Source organism: Blautia sp. HCP28S3_G10, assembly GCF_052065235.1.
In the GTDB taxonomy this organism is placed as follows: domain Bacteria; phylum Bacillota; class Clostridia; order Lachnospirales; family Lachnospiraceae; genus Blautia_A.
In genome coordinates this window covers 1-16,127 of the sequence record NZ_JBQHUL010000040.1, presented here as the reverse complement: position 1 = coordinate 16,127, position 16,127 = coordinate 1, and the positions used below count along the sequence as shown (strand labels likewise).

15 protein-coding genes and 2 pseudogenes are annotated in these 16,127 nt (G+C 42.1%); 1 reads left to right on the top strand and 16 read right to left on the bottom strand.

Annotated elements, in window-relative coordinates; all coding sequences use genetic code 11:
- Window positions 1–37 precede the first annotated feature (37 nt).
- From ACTNB8_RS13860 to ACTNB8_RS13805, 12 genes and pseudogenes are all read right to left on the bottom strand, one after another.
- The gene (locus ACTNB8_RS13860; RefSeq protein WP_441055632.1) at window positions 38–223 is read right to left on the bottom strand and encodes a RepB family protein; all 186 of its coding nucleotides are present in this window, start codon (window positions 221–223) and stop codon (window positions 38–40) included.
- A gap of 4 nt (window positions 224–227) precedes the next feature.
- A complete protein-coding gene (locus ACTNB8_RS13855; RefSeq protein ID WP_441055630.1) occupies window positions 228–3,224 on the bottom strand; it encodes a GIY-YIG nuclease family protein in 2,997 nt (998 codons plus the stop codon).
- Between the two features lie 3 nt (window positions 3,225–3,227).
- On the bottom strand, window positions 3,228–4,775 hold the full coding sequence (locus tag ACTNB8_RS13850; RefSeq protein WP_441055628.1) for an Eco57I restriction-modification methylase domain-containing protein: 1,548 nt from the start codon (window positions 4,773–4,775) through the stop codon (window positions 3,228–3,230).
- On the bottom strand, window positions 4,759–5,445 hold the full coding sequence (locus tag ACTNB8_RS13845) for a hypothetical protein (protein WP_441055626.1): 687 nt from the start codon (window positions 5,443–5,445) through the stop codon (window positions 4,759–4,761). Before ACTNB8_RS13845 ends, ACTNB8_RS13850 begins: the two co-directional genes overlap by 17 nt.
- A 12-nt stretch (window positions 5,446–5,457) precedes the next feature.
- Window positions 5,458–6,084 (bottom strand): N-6 DNA methylase, encoded by a 627-nt coding sequence (locus tag ACTNB8_RS13840; protein WP_441055624.1) that lies wholly within the window; start codon window positions 6,082–6,084, stop codon window positions 5,458–5,460.
- 162 nt (window positions 6,085–6,246) lie between these two features.
- A pseudogene (locus tag ACTNB8_RS13835) lies at window positions 6,247–6,861 on the bottom strand (type I restriction-modification system subunit M); the annotation flags it as partial.
- On the bottom strand, window positions 6,854–7,081 hold the full coding sequence (locus ACTNB8_RS13830; protein WP_441055622.1) for a helix-turn-helix domain-containing protein: 228 nt from the start codon (window positions 7,079–7,081) through the stop codon (window positions 6,854–6,856). The pseudogene ACTNB8_RS13835 and the gene ACTNB8_RS13830, both read right to left, overlap by 8 nt.
- Window positions 7,082–7,457: 376 nt before the next feature.
- The gene (locus ACTNB8_RS13825; RefSeq protein ID WP_441055620.1) at window positions 7,458–8,711 is read right to left on the bottom strand and encodes an RNA-binding domain-containing protein; all 1,254 of its coding nucleotides are present in this window, start codon (window positions 8,709–8,711) and stop codon (window positions 7,458–7,460) included.
- A gap of 399 nt (window positions 8,712–9,110) precedes the next feature.
- A complete protein-coding gene (locus ACTNB8_RS13820) occupies window positions 9,111–9,530 on the bottom strand; it encodes a transposase (RefSeq protein ID WP_441055654.1) in 420 nt (139 codons plus the stop codon).
- Window positions 9,531–9,612: 82 nt separating this feature from the next.
- A pseudogene (locus ACTNB8_RS13815) lies at window positions 9,613–9,853 on the bottom strand (tyrosine-type recombinase/integrase); the annotation flags it as partial.
- A 231-nt stretch (window positions 9,854–10,084) separates the two neighbouring features.
- The gene (locus ACTNB8_RS13810; protein ID WP_441055618.1) at window positions 10,085–11,428 is read right to left on the bottom strand and encodes a recombinase family protein; all 1,344 of its coding nucleotides are present in this window, start codon (window positions 11,426–11,428) and stop codon (window positions 10,085–10,087) included.
- Between the two features lie 61 nt (window positions 11,429–11,489).
- Window positions 11,490–11,831: a hypothetical protein gene (locus ACTNB8_RS13805; protein ID WP_441055616.1), complete on the bottom strand. Its 342-nt coding sequence runs from the start codon at window positions 11,829–11,831 to the stop codon at window positions 11,490–11,492.
- Between the two features lie 124 nt (window positions 11,832–11,955).
- On the opposite strand from ACTNB8_RS13805, the gene ACTNB8_RS13800 reads away from it, so the two are divergent.
- The gene (locus ACTNB8_RS13800; protein WP_441055614.1) at window positions 11,956–12,639 is read left to right on the top strand and encodes a Crp/Fnr family transcriptional regulator; all 684 of its coding nucleotides are present in this window, start codon (window positions 11,956–11,958) and stop codon (window positions 12,637–12,639) included.
- Window positions 12,640–12,756: 117 nt separating this feature from the next.
- Here the strand turns inward: ACTNB8_RS13800 and ACTNB8_RS13795 are convergent, their stop codons facing one another.
- The 4 genes from ACTNB8_RS13795 to ACTNB8_RS13780 form a co-directional block, all read right to left on the bottom strand.
- Window positions 12,757–14,448: an FAD-dependent oxidoreductase gene (locus ACTNB8_RS13795; RefSeq protein WP_441055612.1), complete on the bottom strand. Its 1,692-nt coding sequence runs from the start codon at window positions 14,446–14,448 to the stop codon at window positions 12,757–12,759.
- 1 nt (window position 14,449) lies between these two features.
- Window positions 14,450–14,770, bottom strand: a complete 321-nt coding sequence (locus ACTNB8_RS13790) for a rhodanese-like domain-containing protein (RefSeq protein WP_117456462.1) — start codon at window positions 14,768–14,770, stop codon at window positions 14,450–14,452.
- A 15-nt stretch (window positions 14,771–14,785) separates the two neighbouring features.
- Window positions 14,786–15,091: a thioredoxin gene (gene trxA, locus ACTNB8_RS13785; protein ID WP_441055610.1), complete on the bottom strand. Its 306-nt coding sequence runs from the start codon at window positions 15,089–15,091 to the stop codon at window positions 14,786–14,788.
- A gap of 89 nt (window positions 15,092–15,180) precedes the next feature.
- Window positions 15,181–15,927 (bottom strand): SDR family NAD(P)-dependent oxidoreductase, encoded by a 747-nt coding sequence (locus tag ACTNB8_RS13780; RefSeq protein ID WP_441055608.1) that lies wholly within the window; start codon window positions 15,925–15,927, stop codon window positions 15,181–15,183.
- Window positions 15,928–16,127 lie beyond the last annotated feature (200 nt).

Below are 16,127 nucleotides of genomic sequence, written 5' to 3'. Positions count from 1 at the left end.
CCTGTCAGTCGACTGTTCATTGCTTTAGTACTTGACATCACTTAAAAATCCGTCGTTCTTCTTCCGGCCGACGGAAATACTCCTCAAAAAATTGCGCGAGGATCTTTTCGGTAGCCATAGTCTTGGTCATGCCCGATTCATTGCAAAACTGTTCCAGTTGTTCGTGAACGATACGATCAAGCTTGATGTTCAGGAGTTTGGCATCTTTCTTCTCTCGTGACATACTTTTACCCCTCCACCAATGTCAAGAACTTATTATCAAATACCATCGGCCCTTGGAACGTCTTGACTCCGCCGTTTTCGAAATCTACCTGTACCTGATACTTCCCGTCTGCAGCTTCTTTTGTCTTGTTAGTAACCCTGCCGATACCGAACTTATTGTGCTTAACCTTCAAGCCGGGAACAACAACAGAAGCATCAACGACAGGGACTGTTGCTGGCTCCACAGGGGCGCTCTGTACGAGCTTATTTGCCACCTCAGGGCGTTCCGCGACCTTCATCGGAGGAATAGTGTAAGACGTTGTTTTGGGCTTTTCCGAGGCTTTCTTAGGCATTTCTATGGCCTTACTTGCCGCCCTATTCTCACGAGCCTCCGCACGCCTTGCTTTGGCTGCCATGGACGCATTCTGAAGCTCGTCCATGTGCTCATATTCTTCCTTGGTGATGATCGTGCTGAACAGACCGACGTTCTCATCAGAGGCATGCTTATTGATACCTGTGTACTCCAGAGAAGCGTCTTCATACCGCTTGAAGTGGTAGACGGCATCGTTCATCAGCGTATCATTGAACACCCCGAGAGAAACGAGCAGGTCAAAATCCTTCAGCGTCAGGCCGGTGACTTTACGGAACAGTGCAGGTTCAAACTGTGTGATGACATCTTTCAGCGTGTATTCACGGAAATCCGTCAGGTACATGAAAATTGGAATACGAGTCGCAAACTTGATCAGCTTTTCCTGAATCTGCTTACGTTTTGACTTGTACTCCTTCTCAGCCTCGGTGAGTTCTTTCTTCTCCTTCTGGGTAAGAGCCTCACCTTTCTGCTTCAGCTTCTTGACGGCGTTGGAGCGATTGATAATGGTCTCAATATCCTTGTTCAGCGCACGGAAGCCTTCGATTTTCTCCAAGGCTTTCAGTGCATCTACGCTGTCCAGAATACGCTGCAGAGTCTCATTGTCCACGTTTACGAGAAGAGCGGACTCCCAACGTCTTGCAAGAAGCGTTGCAGACGTTCCTGCCATCGTCATATCGAGGATATCCGCCGCCGAAACAGCCGTCATCGAGCTACCGTCGTATGCAAGAACGGGCAGGAAGTTGACGAAATCAGCGACCTTCTTTTCGGGATTAATCTCGTTGACATCAAGGTTGCAGCTGTAATCCGCAATCTGACGGAGCGCACGGTCGATCGCGAAGTCAAACACGTAGCACTCACGCTTCATGATTTCCTGCGTCTGGTCATCCTTGGTCATTGTCCACGGGGACTGCACACGGAATGCTGCCTGAAAGTAAGTCTCAGGAGAGGACAGGTTTCTCAGCATGAAGATGCCGGTCCAAGGTTTTACTGTAACACCTGTGGTCAGCTTGCCGCAGGAAAGCGTGATCGACTTCGTATCAAGTGCCGGGTTCATAGACTCCCGGACAGGATCAAGCGCCGCCAAGCCAATACCCGCACCGGTTCCGGCACAGACATTGATTTTATAATCATGATAGAAAGTATTGACCGGACGGCTCAGAAGTTCCGCCATTGCATAACAGGACGCTACACTCGGCAGGAACCAGAATGTATGCGTCAGGATGTTCAACAGACGTGCGTCGGCGTAAGGCATTACAGGTTTATCGCCATTTCCGACCTTCAGTTCGTCGATAGTTGTCGGCATGAATGCACCGCGAATCAGGTTCAGCCACTTCTGGACCGAACTCTCATGGACGAACCTCGCTTCTGTCAGCGGATGCTTGTCCTCGACTTTCGCCTTGAAGAACTCGTTCAGGTCGAACTCGTTCATATCACTGTTGTAGGCGATGTTGCGGATTTCATCCGGCATCTTGTAGGTCATGAGGACCATACGAGGCAGTGCCTCATACGGGTTCGTTGCTCCAGGTGCTGGAGAGTATGACGGGAAGCGTGACAGCTTCGGCCATTCTTCTTTGGCTCTCTGTTCGTCAGAATACGTCCAGCTGTAAATCTGGTCTTCAACGAACTCGCCGTTGTTCAGCGCACGGAAAGGAGTTCCGGACAGGAACAGGTAATATTTCGTCGTGATCGGCAAGAACGACTCATTGTATGCGTTATCCGCTTCTTCTTTCTTATACTTCTCGATATCGAGGGTATCATAGGAGTCATCGTCCTCCATCTGGAACAGCTTTTTGGCGTTCTCACGCCATGCGCCGAAATGGTACTCGTCGAAGATGACCAAGTCCCAATTCATTGTATGGACCCATTCGTTTTTCGCCTTGATACCACCGGATTCGTTTGTTCCAAGGTAATCTTGGAAAGAACCGAAACATACAAGCGGTTTCTTCGGGTCAAGGTCATCGGGAGTCTTTCCGTTCTCAGCCTGTGTCTTCCGGGAGTAGAACTGCCACCCTTCGAAATCAACATGGCTCAGCAAGTCAGTTTCCCACGAGTCCTCGACTGCCGGCTTGAATGTCAGAACCAGCACCCGGCGTAACTTCATGTGCTTGGCAAGCTGATATGCAGCGAACGTCTTGCCGAACCTCATCTTACAGTTCCAAAGGAACTTGGCAGTATGATTCGGGTTCGTCATGGTCTCATTGAAGAAGTACGCAGCCGTCTTTTCGACTGCTTCCTCCTGCTCGGGGCGCATACCGAATGTCTGCGTACGGTTTTCCTCGTTTGCGGAATGGGTTTTGACTGCCACGATTGCAGCTTTTACATCATTCAGCGTACACTTGAAGAACTCGGTTTCCTTGCCGTCTGCAGTCTTGGCCGGGTAGAAACCGCGCTTCTTCAGGGCCTTATGCACATCTATGTCACGGAATGAACCACCGTCTGCATACAGTGCGGGTTCGTCCCACAGGATCGTAAAAGGCTTACCCGTCGCAGGTCTCAGAGTCGGGTACTGCTCTGAAACACGATCAATAACAGGGCGTGCGGTGTATCCGACCTTCAGGTATCCCTTATAAATCGGATTGGTGTCTTCGTACACATAGACGGTCGGGCTGATGTCTGGCCGTAGATGCGCATATTGATCAAAAATGTCAGGCATCCTTTATACCTCCTCGATTGAACGGATCATCGATTCAATGAGCTCAACTTCTTCGGCAGTAATATCATATTTCGCATACAGGTCCTTATCAGTCCAGGGCCTCGAAAAATCTTGTATCGGGACAAAGCCCAGAACTTGTTTCGATAACCCAAACCCGCTCATAGACAAAAGCATGAGGAAACGCACAAAGCGCGTCTGCATATATGACAATGCATTTTCTGCGGTCTTTTTGTCGTCAAATTGCCCGAGCACAAAATATGAATGCGTGCAGATGTCCATCGGACCAATAACTTTCATTGATGACGGAATAATGCGAAACATTCCATCTTTTCCCGGTTCGCCTGCATGCTCTGCGCTTGTTTTGCTGATCAACACTTTATACTTGCCAACATATTCAGCACCTTTGGAAAACTCGTTTTTTCCGACATAGGTAATACCGTTGCTGGCATGCAAAGCATATGGATGGGCGCTGTCTTTTACGGACTGTCCGCGATAACTTGTTGACAAACCAAATGGCATTAAGCCACTGGTGATTTCTGCTAATCCGCGTTCTTTCTTGGAGGCAATTTTATGGAGCATATCAATGGCGCGATTATAGCGAACCAGAACAGGGAATTCGTCGAGACTACGTGTGGCAGTGGACTCCTCCCCGTTCATAATATTGGTAAACTCACATTCACCAGCATTATCACGATCCCAGAGGAAGTAACACACTCCGCCACTCACACTGTTGCTCGGAAAACAATCTTTCGCATTGGTGTAGTCTACGATTTTTCTAACATGCTTGTCCGTTTTCATCATCTCGCGGAAATTATCCAGTCCCATACCGCCGGCAAACCATCGCGACGGAATGATCATCGTTAAAAAGCGCGGGTTTAATTTCATCGCTTTTTCTACAAACAGGTTGTAGATGGGTTTTGCCTGACGGCCAGCCCCATCAGTGTCAAGTTGATAAGGGGGGTTCGAGATCACTACATCAAACTTCATATTCCAAATATCCTCCGGTTTGTCTGTATGTATCCATTCGTAAGCATGGGTTTCCAACCCTTGTCGCGCCTCTGCGCCAAGAGAACCACTATAACTAATACCACAAAATGCACATTTTTTATTATCACCAACACCTGTCCACGTATGAGAAATTCGATGAAACAGGATGTTCCCCTGCACATCATCAGGCTCGAATTTCGTGATCGAGAACGGGCTGTTCGGATACTTGCTGCAGTACACACTCCTGCGAGAGAGCAAAGATGTCAACTCCGTTATGGCGATGCCGTAAATCTGGTTATGGAACACCCAGTCGATGCAGTCCTGCAGGCTGTCGAACTGGTCACGTTCGCCTTCAATGAAGCGCTTGGCAGCTTCACGAAGGAAAACTCCACTCTTGCATGCTGGATCGAGTATCTTCGTTTTTTTGTTCTTAAACAATTCCTGTGGAAGCAGATCTAGCATCTTATTGGCGATGTTAGGCGGAGTAAACACCTCATCGTTCGACAGGTCTGCGAGACAGGAAAGCACATCGGGCTTATACAGCCGTTCATAAATTGATTGCATTCTGTACCTCCCAATAATTCATCGGTTCGAATTCTCTGATCGGTGCGGGAATCCATGCATGCGTTTCTTCGTCGTATTTCCAGCCGTTCATGTACATAAACAAGTCCGGTTCATTCGTGTGACCTCGCATCAGCTCATCCAAGCGGTAATCCCGACGCTTCATCAGGTCGCCTGTCATCAGATCCCATTGAGCGAAGATGATCGGCTCTTCAGTGTCGTTGCCCTCTGTATCTACCCGGAGCATCGTAAGAGCATTTCCGCATAAGATATTATGCCCTAAAATGAACCGCACGGCCTCTTCGCAGTCAGGCATGGTTTCGTCCTTGCAGACGGCTTTGTATTCTTTGTGCCAGATGTTGAATAACCGTTCTTGGCATTCCTGTACGTTGTCATCGAGCAGGTCTACGCCGTAGATGCTGGACACCGCGAGCACCGAATACTTCTCGTATTCTGGCTTACTCTTTTTATACTTCTGCTTCACGACATCGAGCTTGCGCCGAAGGATTTCCGCAAGGAAGTTTCCGTTCCCGCATGCCGGCTCCAGAAATCGGCTTTCGATGCGTTCAGTCTCATGTTTTACAAGGTCAAGCATAGCATTGACTTCACGTTCCGAGGTGAAGACTTCTCCGTGTTCCGCCACGCGCTCCTTGGACTTTATCTGTTTTGCCATTTATCATTCTCCTTACGCCGTGAGCTGTTCTTCTTCCGACATCCAGCGGTAGTAGTAGCGTCTGATGTAATTGGTGCTTTCGCCACCGTTTGCAATCATATCGCTGTACAGTACATCCTTACGTACGACAGCGCCGTTCTCCCGGATATCCCACTCGGAGATTGTCAGCGGTTTATCGCCCTCTGCCATCATGGAGAGTGTGTCCCCGCATATAATATTCCGGTTCAGAATGTCTCGAAGTACTTTTCGGAACAGCGGAGACCATCCGATGTCTGTTCCAACGACCTGCATGTACAGGCGGTCTCTGCATTCTTCAGCGTTGTCCTTCTGGATATCCACCCCGTAAATGCTCGCCACGGCACGGAGTGTATCACGTTCCAGCCTGATGTGGCTGACAGGCGGTCGTTTAACCGTACTCAGTTTTCTTGCCAGGATTTCTACAAGAAAGTTCCCATTTCCACATGCCGGCTCCAGAACGGTTGAATTGACGTCCGATGCGGACTCGTTGACCAGATCGACCATATCGGTGACCTGTTTCCTTGCTGTATATACCTCTCCGAAGTCGGAGACACGGCTTTTCGATTTGATCTGTTTCTCCATGAAACCTCCGTTCCATACACCATGAATGCACATCATCATTATAACGCATATTCAATCATTCATCAACACGATTGATGTTAAAAATAATAGGAAGTGTTCAACTTCCGATGTAATTAACAGTCCTCTATATTCAGGTATCGTGTTCAACTTTTCTGTTCTCGTTACGATATAGAAGATGAACACTTTCCAAAATTACTATATAAAGAACTCTCCACCAGATTTTCCGGCATTCGATGCATACATAGTCATAAGGTACTCATACGCATCACCAAAGGCATCAATGGAATGGTCTTTCACATCTCCCAAATTCATTTCGCCTACGCCATTCAGCAGTTTTACAAGTTTTTCATTACGCTTTGCAACTGTAGAACCCAGTTTATTGCTGTTTACATCATAGTCATCGAACAGTCCGGCAAAGTCGCTCTCTGCCTCACTGCCCTTCGCTGATTCCTCGATATGTCGGAACACACGCTCCAGTGTTTCATTTAAGTTTTCATCATTCGCAGCATTGGCACGGACATTACAGAAAAGTTCACTCGGAAGGATAAAAAATCCCTTTTCCTCTACCAGTCCTTCTCTTGCTTCTTCTGCATCTTCATCCGACATTTTTGCAAAATCAAAATCCGTGTTGCCTGCATCAATCTCACCGCTGTTTATGTAATTACACAGGTTTTCGGAAATATAACGATAGAACATTGTGCCAAGAACATAATTTTTGAAGTCCCAACCATCAACTGCTCCACGCAGTTCATCTGCAATCGCCCATATTGCACGGTGCAGTTCATCACGTTCCTGTTCCTTTTTGGTATCAACCATTCTCTTTTCCTCCGTTATCCTCTGGTACAAATTCCAGAATATCGTCAACGCCACAGTTCAGAACACGACATATATTCTCTACGCTTTCGAGGGAAATATACCCATTACGTTTCAGCCGTGTGATGATATTTGCGGAGAAGCCAGCCTCCTGCTGCAACTGTGCATTCGTCATATTTTTTTCTATCAGTAAATGGAATAATTTTTTATAACTGACTGCCATGTCATCCCTCCATTATTTTGCCAACAGATATAGGAATAGAGTATCACGAAAACGTGAATTTTTCAATCTATACAAAACTGTATTTGTAATCCTAAACAAGCAAAAAAGCCATAAGATTTCTCTTTTCAAAATCTTACAGCTCTTCTATCATGTTGCGTCCCAAGCATCATCTATATTTACATGTAATATCTGCACAAAATACCATGGGTTATTATCGGGTTATTTTCTAACCACCTATGCCTTCCAGACCTTGATTTTACTGGCTTTTTGACGAAGCTTTCAAAGAGTGCCGTGGCATAAAAATAAAATTTTTATCATATGATTTTCTCCTTGTGTTATTGAAAGATTGTGTAATTTGAACCCTCTATGTTCTCAATCACTTAATGATATATTTTGTTCCTCTGCCTTTTCCTTCAACTGCAATCACACCCTTTTTCTCCATAGCTTTCAGTAATTGTGTTGTTTTTGATTTGCCAAATGGGACATATGGTGCAATTTCACTTATTGGTTTCAGCATCGTCTTACTTAAAAATTTGTAAATCACTTTTTCGTCTTCGGTTAAATTGACATTCGTTTCAAATATCGGTAGTACAATTTTTATAGCATTTTCTGACACTTCAAATTCTGGTTTTATCAAACTCTCTGCATACAGTTGTTTGATTCGTGTAATTCCTGTTCCAAATATCTCTACTAATCCCAGTCTGTAAAATACATTTGCAAGATTTCTATTTCTTAAAATAGATAGTTTACCTGATAAATATTCTTCTGCCATTATTCCAGCCGGCAATCCACCAGGAGACACTACTTCTATTCTATCATCAAACATAGAAACTCTGATGTGTGAATTAATATCCCATACCCTATGAATCAAAGCATTTGCAATTGCTTCTCTGAAAGCTGCTTCCGGTATTTTCTCTACCATCTTTCTGTCAGCCCCCTGTATTACTTCATATTGGTAATAATCTCTAAATACAGCAAGTGCTTTTTCATATATTTCTAAAACCGATATATGTTCAAACGTTACTCTTTTTTGAATAATACTGATATTCTCACCGAACTTAACAATATCAATTCCTGAAAAATGATTTTTATCTGCCAAAAGTCCCGCTGCATTATTATAACCATTTATATTGTCATACAGGTTCAATGTCTTTAAAGTATCTTGATTGAAAGTTTCAATGTAAATATTTTCTTTCAGTTTACACTGTAAAATTTTAAAAGATAACTCCTGATCTTTACAAGGTAATTCTTCGAAGCTAATATTTTTTCCATCTAATACAAGCCTTGAAAATTCTAATGTATCTACCTCTATCGTTGCTGTATCATTTCGTTTGTATGCTTTTGATTTATATAAATACGGTTTTTGAAGACCACTTTTTACAGTAAGTTTTATCGTCTGGTCATTATTCTGTATTTCAAGTGTATAGTTTGGTTGAGGTGATATACTGTCATTGATTTTATTTTCGATATCCAGACAGGCCTGTTTTACATCTGGCAATCCTTTCACATTTCCATTATCATCAACCCCAAAAAGAATTGTTCCACCATTGTAATTCGAAAAGGCACTAACTGTTTTCAAAAAAGTATTCGTAATCGTTTCCTTGAATTCTAATATTCTTGTTTCACGCATAGTAATCGTTCCCTTTCCAACCATAATGATTATATTATATACAAAAATGTACAAAAAATCAATCGTATTTTTTTACGATTGGTTTTTTAATTGATTTTGAGTGTAGTATTATTTTTTGACCAACTAAATTATGACAACTTTTTTAATTATTCCGACTCGGTCTTCCAAAGGTATAAATAAGGTGTAAATTATTTGTTTCTATCTAGAAAATCCTACAAAATCAAGTCTTTCTCGCCATACTTTAGATGTTGCCGTGGCAGATGAATAATACTTTTATCTTACTCATTTTATCTCCTTATATCTCCTCAAAGCCTTGTAAATGGTGTGCTACCCGTCAAGTAGACAAATTAAATAACGAAAATTTTTTCTTCCCCGGTACAGTTTATGTACCGGGTTGTTTTATGCAACGTTTTCTAGTTTTTGTTCATGGAATTCCAGTGGTGTAAGCACCCCAAGATTTCGTTGAACTCTTTTGTTTGTGTAATAATCTATGTATTTCTCTATAGCAAGCATTAATTCTTCTTTTGTTTTATACTTTTTGCCATAATACATTTCTCGTTTCATTAGTCCCCAGAATCCTTCCATAGGACCATTATCGATACATCTTGCCACGCGAGACATACTTTGTGTCATTCCAGCAGCTAAAATTCGCCGCCTAAATGCTTTCGAAGTATACTGATAGCCTCGATCACTATGAAGTAGTGGTGTAGCTCCTGGATTCGCTGCCACAGCTTTGTCAAATGTATCAAAAACAAGAGGGTTATCATTTCTGGTGCTATATACAAAAGCGACAGGCCTCCTATCGCATAAATCAAGTATACCATTTCAATCTTTTCCATAAAAAAGCACCCAAGTTGTATAAACCTTGGATGCTCTCGTTTCCTATTATAGTATTTTACTCTCAAACTACCTTGAACATATTCTGTTTCAAAGGCTTATCGTCTTTATCCGAAATTCCCATTTCTTTTCTTGCATTTTCGAATCCCTGCCTGCAATTCCTTCTCTGCATCATCCAATCCCATATGGGTATAAACATTCAAAGTAACTCCTATATCTGAATGTCCCATCAGGTATTGCAATGTCTTAGGATTCATTCCGGACTTAGCCATATTAGAACAATACGTGTGCCGGCAAACATGTGGATGTGTCAAGTATAGGACAAAAAAATTTTATTTTTTTCTGCCGAAGACTATCTGACGCTCCCATCAGGTAGTCCCAGCACCTTTATTATCTTCTGATAAGTCATTCTTGTCCTGCTCAAGTTATCTCTGTTCCGAAAAAATATCGTCAAAATTCCATTCGATTTCAATTTCATCCTGACTATGAACACGGATCACCTTGATAATCTCACGCAGCTTCTCTGTATCGAACTTCTAAATTCCCAAGAAATCTTTAAGTTTTATTTTATCAGAAAGTTCATTTTGTTCAAGAAGTTTTTTACTATTCTCCGCATCTTCTATCTTTCGTTTTATTTCCTCTAGCTGTACACTTATCTTTCCAACTCTCTGCTTATACGAATCACGATCTATACGACCATCTTTGTAATCATCATAGAGTTTCATCTTTTCCGAGGTCAACTGTCGGCTCTGTTTTTGCAATTCTGCGGTATTGATCTCTTTGTAGTCGCATTGCCTGTTGGAAGATACTTTCTTTTCTTTTTCCAACATTGACGCTGCATGCTGATAAACAAGCCCAAGGATATTCCCCTCCATCGGTTCTCGCCGGATCACCAGACTTCGGCACACAGAATCTCCATTGGTTCGGGCATCTGAGCATTTCAGCAGATGCTCTGTTTCTTTTAGTAAAGAATTCCCACAGTTGGCACATAGCAGCAATGCCGGCTGTTTTTTACGTCTTTCCAGAGTAAAATTGGTGCGTGATTCTGCAACAATTCTCCGTTTTTTCGGATGCATTTCATTTGCTTTTTTAAACAATTCCCTGTCTATAATTGCTGTATGATGATTTTCCAAACGAACCCATTCTGTTTCATCATTCAGAACTGCTTTATGGCCAGTATGCATACTGCAACGTGTCTTTCCCCAGATTCTGGTTCCAATATAAATCTCATCCCGGACAATTGCCGCTACTGTCGTAGGGCTCCAGTGTTTCTTTTTGCTCGTGTCAAACCTCTGGAACTGCACCTGGTCCCCTCTTGATAATTTCTGCTCATCACAAGTGGCAATCGCCTGTCTGTTCAATTCCCTTGTAATATCTGCAAAACTTGTTCCTTCCGCTGCCATCTTAAAAATCATTTTCACGACTTTTGCAGCCTCCGGATCTACTTCCAGCCTTCCATCTTTTCCTTTTTTATAGCCATATCTGGCATTTACCGGAAGACGTGTGCCGTTTTTTGTTCTTGTCTGCAATGCTGATGAAATTTTCTTGGACAAATCCAGGCTATACATATTGTATACCAGATTCTGCAATGCCACATTCATTCCACCAGTCATTCCGCTGCTCGCCGCACTGTCATAGCTGTCATTAATCGAAATAAATCGGATCTGTAGAAGTGGGAAAATATATTCAATATAAAATCCAACTTCCAGATAGTCTCTTCCGAATCTGGAAAAGTCTTTTACAACTACACAGCCGATTTCTCCGCTTTTCATGTCATCCTGAAGTTGTTGAAATCCCTGCCGTTTAAAGTGAGTACCGCTGATACCGTCATCCACATATTCCAGGATATCTGCCTCAGCAACACCCAGCTGATCAATCACAAATTATTTTAACAGAATTCTCTGAGAAGTTACACTGTCGCTCTCTTTTTGGCTCTGCCATCTACATTGTCATCTTCTGCGGATAAACGGATGTAAACAGCTGTTTTTCTATGATCTGACATCTTGACTGCGCCTCCTTCTCTTTCTTTAATTTCTGTAAATCTGCAAACTGATCGTCATATACCAGCTTGATCTCATAATCATACTTACCATGGATAATAATTGAATCCACAAAGGCATCTGCCATTTCTTTTGTCAGCTTACGCTTTGACATATAAGTATGTATCACATTTCCCCAGCCTTCCTCAATATGGTAATCCTGGGAATACCGAACCTGTGCCGCCAATACTGTGTCCAGACGGCTCTTGATATTTTCAATTTCATTGGAATAGATATATCGCATAAAAGATCTTGCTTCTGTGATGATATCACAGAAAAGATAATTTACTTTATTACACTTCTTTTTATTTCTATTTATGGCATATGCCAGTTATATAATTGACGCATCTAAAAAAAGCAAGTATACTATGTTCGTAAAGGAGATAACGGTTATGAACTTCGAAAATTGTTTTCCACTATGGAATGACTTAAATACAGCACAGAAAAAAATAATTTCAGACAATTTAATCACACAGTATGTAAAAAAAGGGACAATCATTCACAATGGAAACCTGGATTGTACTGGCTTATTACTGGTTAAATCCGGGCAGCTTCGAACTTACATACTTTCAGATGAAGGACGAGAGATTACTCTCTACCGTCTGTTCGATATGGATATGTGTCTTTTATCCGCCTCATGTATCATACGGTCCATTCAATTTGAAGTAACCATTGAAGCAGAAAAAGATACTGATCTTTGGATCATCCCTGCTGAAATCTATAAGGGCATCATGAAGGATTCTGCTCCTGTCGCAAACTATACCAATGAGTTAATGGCTACCCGTTTTTCTGATGTCATGTGGCTGATTGAACAAATCATGTGGAAGAGTTTGGATAAGCGTGTTGCTTCATTTCTTTTAGAAGAGACCTCTATCGAAGGAACAAACGAGCTGAAAATCACTCATGAGACGATTGCTAATCATCTTGGTTCCCACAGGGAAGTTATCACTCGAATGCTTCGATACTTTCAAGGCGAGGGTCTCGTCAAACTCTCCCGCGGCAAAATCACAATCCTTGATTCGAAAAGACTGGAAACACTACAAAGATCATAAAAATGTTTTTCTATAACATCTAAAGAATCCTCCATTTATCAGAATTATGGAAGTCATTCTAATAAATGGGGGATCTTTTTATGCTACGAAAAAATCATAAAAATATTTTGTTTATTTCTAATAATCCATACCGCATGCATATGTCCTTTCGATCAGCGCACGGTCATTGACCACTGCATCATAGAAGCGGAATCCGCCAGAGAAATTATACGTTTCATAACCGTTTCCTTCCAGAATACGGCTCGCAATATAACTGCGCAGACCACTCTGGCATATCAGATACACAGGCTTTCCTTTCTCAATTTCACTAATTCGTTCTCTCAGTTCATCTACAGGTATGTTTTTGAATCCATCAATATGCCCCCTGCTGAATTCACCTACAGTTCTCACATCTAGCAACACCACATCTTTATCTTTAGAAATCTTGTCCATATCTTCCAAATGCCATTGCTTTAATGTCCCTTTTGCAATATTGTCTATCATAAATCCAGCCATGTTTACCGGATCCTTGGCAGAAGAATAAGGTGGTGCATATGCCAGATCCAGATCTTTCAACTGGGTTGCATTCAGCCCCGCATGAATTGCTGTTGCCAGCACATCAATACGTTTATCAACTCCTTCATATCCAATAATCTGAGCGCCAAGCAAACGATAGCTCTCTTTTTCAAAAACCACCTTCATGGTCATCACTTTTCCACCAGGATAGTAACCGGCATGACTCATAGGAGAAAGAATTACTGTATCTACCTCTAATCCTGACTTTTTGGCATTGGTTTCATTGATACCTGTAGTGGCTGCTGTCATATCAAACACTTTGATAACGGAGCTTCCCTGACTGCCCAGATAACGGCTATCACCACCGCAAATATTATCAGCGATGATTCTGCCCTGTTTATTGGCTGGTCCGGCCAAAGAGATCAGCGCATCATCACCCGTAACATAATGTTTTACCTGAACTGCATCACCTGCTGCATAAATATCCGGTACAGAAGTTTCCATTCTGTCATTCACTACAATACTTCCCTTGATGCCAAGTTCCAGACCAGCTTCTTTTGCTAATGCTGTGTCTGGTGTGACTCCGATTGCCAGCACTACCATATCAACCTGAAGGGATGTATTATCTTTCAACAGAACCTCCACTCCGTTGTCTTTTTCTTTAAATCCTTCTACTGTATAGCCCAGTACCAGTTTTATCCCATGCTTTCTCATTTCATTATGGATCATGGAGGCCATATCCGGGTCAAAAGGGTTCATCAGCTGCTTAGGCCGCTGGACAATCGTAACATCCATGCCAAGCTCCCTCAAATTTTCTGCCAGTTCCAGACCAATAAAACCGCCACCTGCCAATACAGCCGATTTTGGATGATTCTTATTTATATATTCCTTTATCCGAAAAGTGTCTTCTACAGTACGAAGTGTAAAAAGTTTATCAATACCTACTCCGGGAAGTCTCGGCTGTGTTGGCTTTGCACCTGGAGAAAGAATCAGCTTATCATAGTTTTCTTCAAATATCTCATCATTCTCCAAATTTTTCACTGAAACAGTTTTTCGATCCGGATGTATGGAGATAACTTCATGATGAATTTTCATGTTAATACGGAAGCGTTTAAAAAAACTCTCTGGTGTCTGTAATGTAAGTTCTTCCGGATCTGTGATCACGTCTCCAATATAATATGGAAGCCCACAATTCGCATAGGATATGTATCCAGATCTTTCAAACACAGTAATTTCTGCATGTTCATCCAGTCTTCGTATTCTTGCTGCGGCTGTAGCTCCTCCGGCTACACCGCCTATGATTATTACCTTCATCTTATTTTTCCACCTTTCCTGAATAATCAGCAATGCCACCGATATTATTTACTTTAGAATATCCCATTCGTTGCAACAACCCTATTGCTTGACGACTTCGGGCTCCGGAATAACAGTATACAAACAGTGGAATTTCTGTATTCTTCACTACTGAAACAACATTGTTAAGTTGTTGTAACGGTACATTTTTACTTTCTGGTATATGCCCTTCCTGATATTCCTGAGGAGTACGTACATCCAGCAGAACTGCACCAGCAGTCCTTTTATATTCCTCTATCCCTTGATTAATATTCGCCTGTTTAAGGAAATCAAAAAATCCCATTAGTGCACCTCCTCCTTAAAGCATTTCTAAAATTGCATTCTTAGGTCTCGCACCTGAAACCTGTTGTACGATCTTCCCATTCTTCATAACCATCAAAGTTGGGATACTCATAATACTAAATTCACTTGCCAGTTCAGGCTGCTCATCCACATTGATTTTACCAACTTTGATATCAGGGCGTTCACCTGCAATCTCCTCTATGATAGGAACCACCATACGACAAGGAGCACACCAAGGCGCCCAAAAATCCAAAAGGACAGTTTTATCAGAATTCATTACTTCGTTTTGAAAATTATTTTTATTGATATTAATTGCAGTCATTTTATAATCCTCCCTATCATTTCTTTGTGGCTTTATTATAATCTGAATTTTATTTCTTTTCTGTGATGACATCACCATGCCACATTGACTTAACTTCTTGCCATACCATCTACACTTAGTATAACACCTGTAATATAACTCGCTTCATCTGAAGCAAGAAACACAAACGCATCGGCAATATCTTCTGGCTGTCCAAGACGACGCAATGGAATTCTTTCAATCATAGGTTCGATAACTTCCTTTGGCACGGCCTTCATCATATCAGTTTCTGTAATCCCAGGTGCAACTGCATTAACACGAATACCTTTAGGTCCTAGTTCTCTTGCTAATGATACAGTCAATCCGTTTACTGCAAACTTGGACGCAGGATAAGCAAACCCACTTGGCTGTCCAGAAATACTCACCATGGAAGAAGTTGAGAGAATGACCCCCTTGCCTCTTGCCACCATACATTCTGCAGCTACACGAGTAGTATTAAATACTCCTTTTACATTTAAATCCATGACTTTATCAAAAGTCTCCTCTGTATAATCCATAAATGAGGTGTTTTCTGAAATTCCTGCATTATTTACCAGTATGTCGACACATCCATATTTTTCAGTTGCCTCTTTAAAAGCCTTTCTGACAGACTCCATGCTTGCCAGATTTGGACTAATTCCAGCAACTATTGCATTGGGATATTTTTCTTTTAATTTATCTACAGCAACATCTGCCGATTCCTGTGAACTTGCTGCCAACACAACTGAAGCACCTTCCTTCAAGAATTTATCAGCTGTAGCAAATCCTATGCCACGGCTTCCACCCGTAATGATTGCAACTTTGTCTTTTAATCTCATTTAGACTACCTCCTCACTTAGTTTCTAGCTACATTATAAGCAAAAGGTAGATTATTTTCTGTGATATCGTCACAAAATATCGCAATAAAAGTAAGCGCCAAATATTCCTGCGGATTTCCTAACACTCTGTTTCCCTCTATAATTGTAGGCGAAAGATATTTAGACTATTTCACTACAATTACGGAGGATAAGTTATGGCA

What these genes read in the sequence shown, in the direction of transcription:
- ACTNB8_RS13780 (WP_441055608.1), bottom strand. Translation starts at nt 15,927, where the DNA reads ATGAGATTAAAAGACAAAGTTGCAATCATTACGGGTGGAAGCCGTGGC.
- ACTNB8_RS13805 (WP_441055616.1), bottom strand. Translation starts at nt 11,831, where the DNA reads ATGCGATATATCTATTCCAATGAAATTGAAAATATCAAGAGCCGTCTG.
- ACTNB8_RS13850 (WP_441055628.1), bottom strand. Translation starts at nt 4,775, where the DNA reads ATGCAATCAATTTATGAACGGCTGTATAAGCCCGATGTGCTTTCCTGT.
- ACTNB8_RS13845 (WP_441055626.1), bottom strand. Translation starts at nt 5,445, where the DNA reads ATGGCAAAACAGATAAAGTCCAAGGAGCGCGTGGCGGAACACGGAGAA.
- trxA (WP_441055610.1), bottom strand. Translation starts at nt 15,091, where the DNA reads ATGACTGCAATTAATATCAATAAAAATAATTTTCAAAACGAAGTAATG.
- ACTNB8_RS13855 (WP_441055630.1), bottom strand. Translation starts at nt 3,224, where the DNA reads ATGCCTGACATTTTTGATCAATATGCGCATCTACGGCCAGACATCAGC.
- ACTNB8_RS13795 (WP_441055612.1), bottom strand. Translation starts at nt 14,448, where the DNA reads ATGAAGGTAATAATCATAGGCGGTGTAGCCGGAGGAGCTACAGCCGCA.
- ACTNB8_RS13800 (WP_441055614.1), top strand. Translation starts at nt 11,956, where the DNA reads ATGTTCGTAAAGGAGATAACGGTTATGAACTTCGAAAATTGTTTTCCA.
- ACTNB8_RS13840 (WP_441055624.1), bottom strand. Translation starts at nt 6,084, where the DNA reads ATGATGATGTGCATTCATGGTGTATGGAACGGAGGTTTCATGGAGAAA.
- ACTNB8_RS13825 (WP_441055620.1), bottom strand. Translation starts at nt 8,711, where the DNA reads ATGCGTGAAACAAGAATATTAGAATTCAAGGAAACGATTACGAATACT.
- ACTNB8_RS13830 (WP_441055622.1), bottom strand. Translation starts at nt 7,081, where the DNA reads ATGGCAGTCAGTTATAAAAAATTATTCCATTTACTGATAGAAAAAAAT.
- ACTNB8_RS13860 (WP_441055632.1), bottom strand. Translation starts at nt 223, where the DNA reads ATGTCACGAGAGAAGAAAGATGCCAAACTCCTGAACATCAAGCTTGAT.
- ACTNB8_RS13790 (WP_117456462.1), bottom strand. Translation starts at nt 14,770, where the DNA reads ATGGGATTTTTTGATTTCCTTAAACAGGCGAATATTAATCAAGGGATA.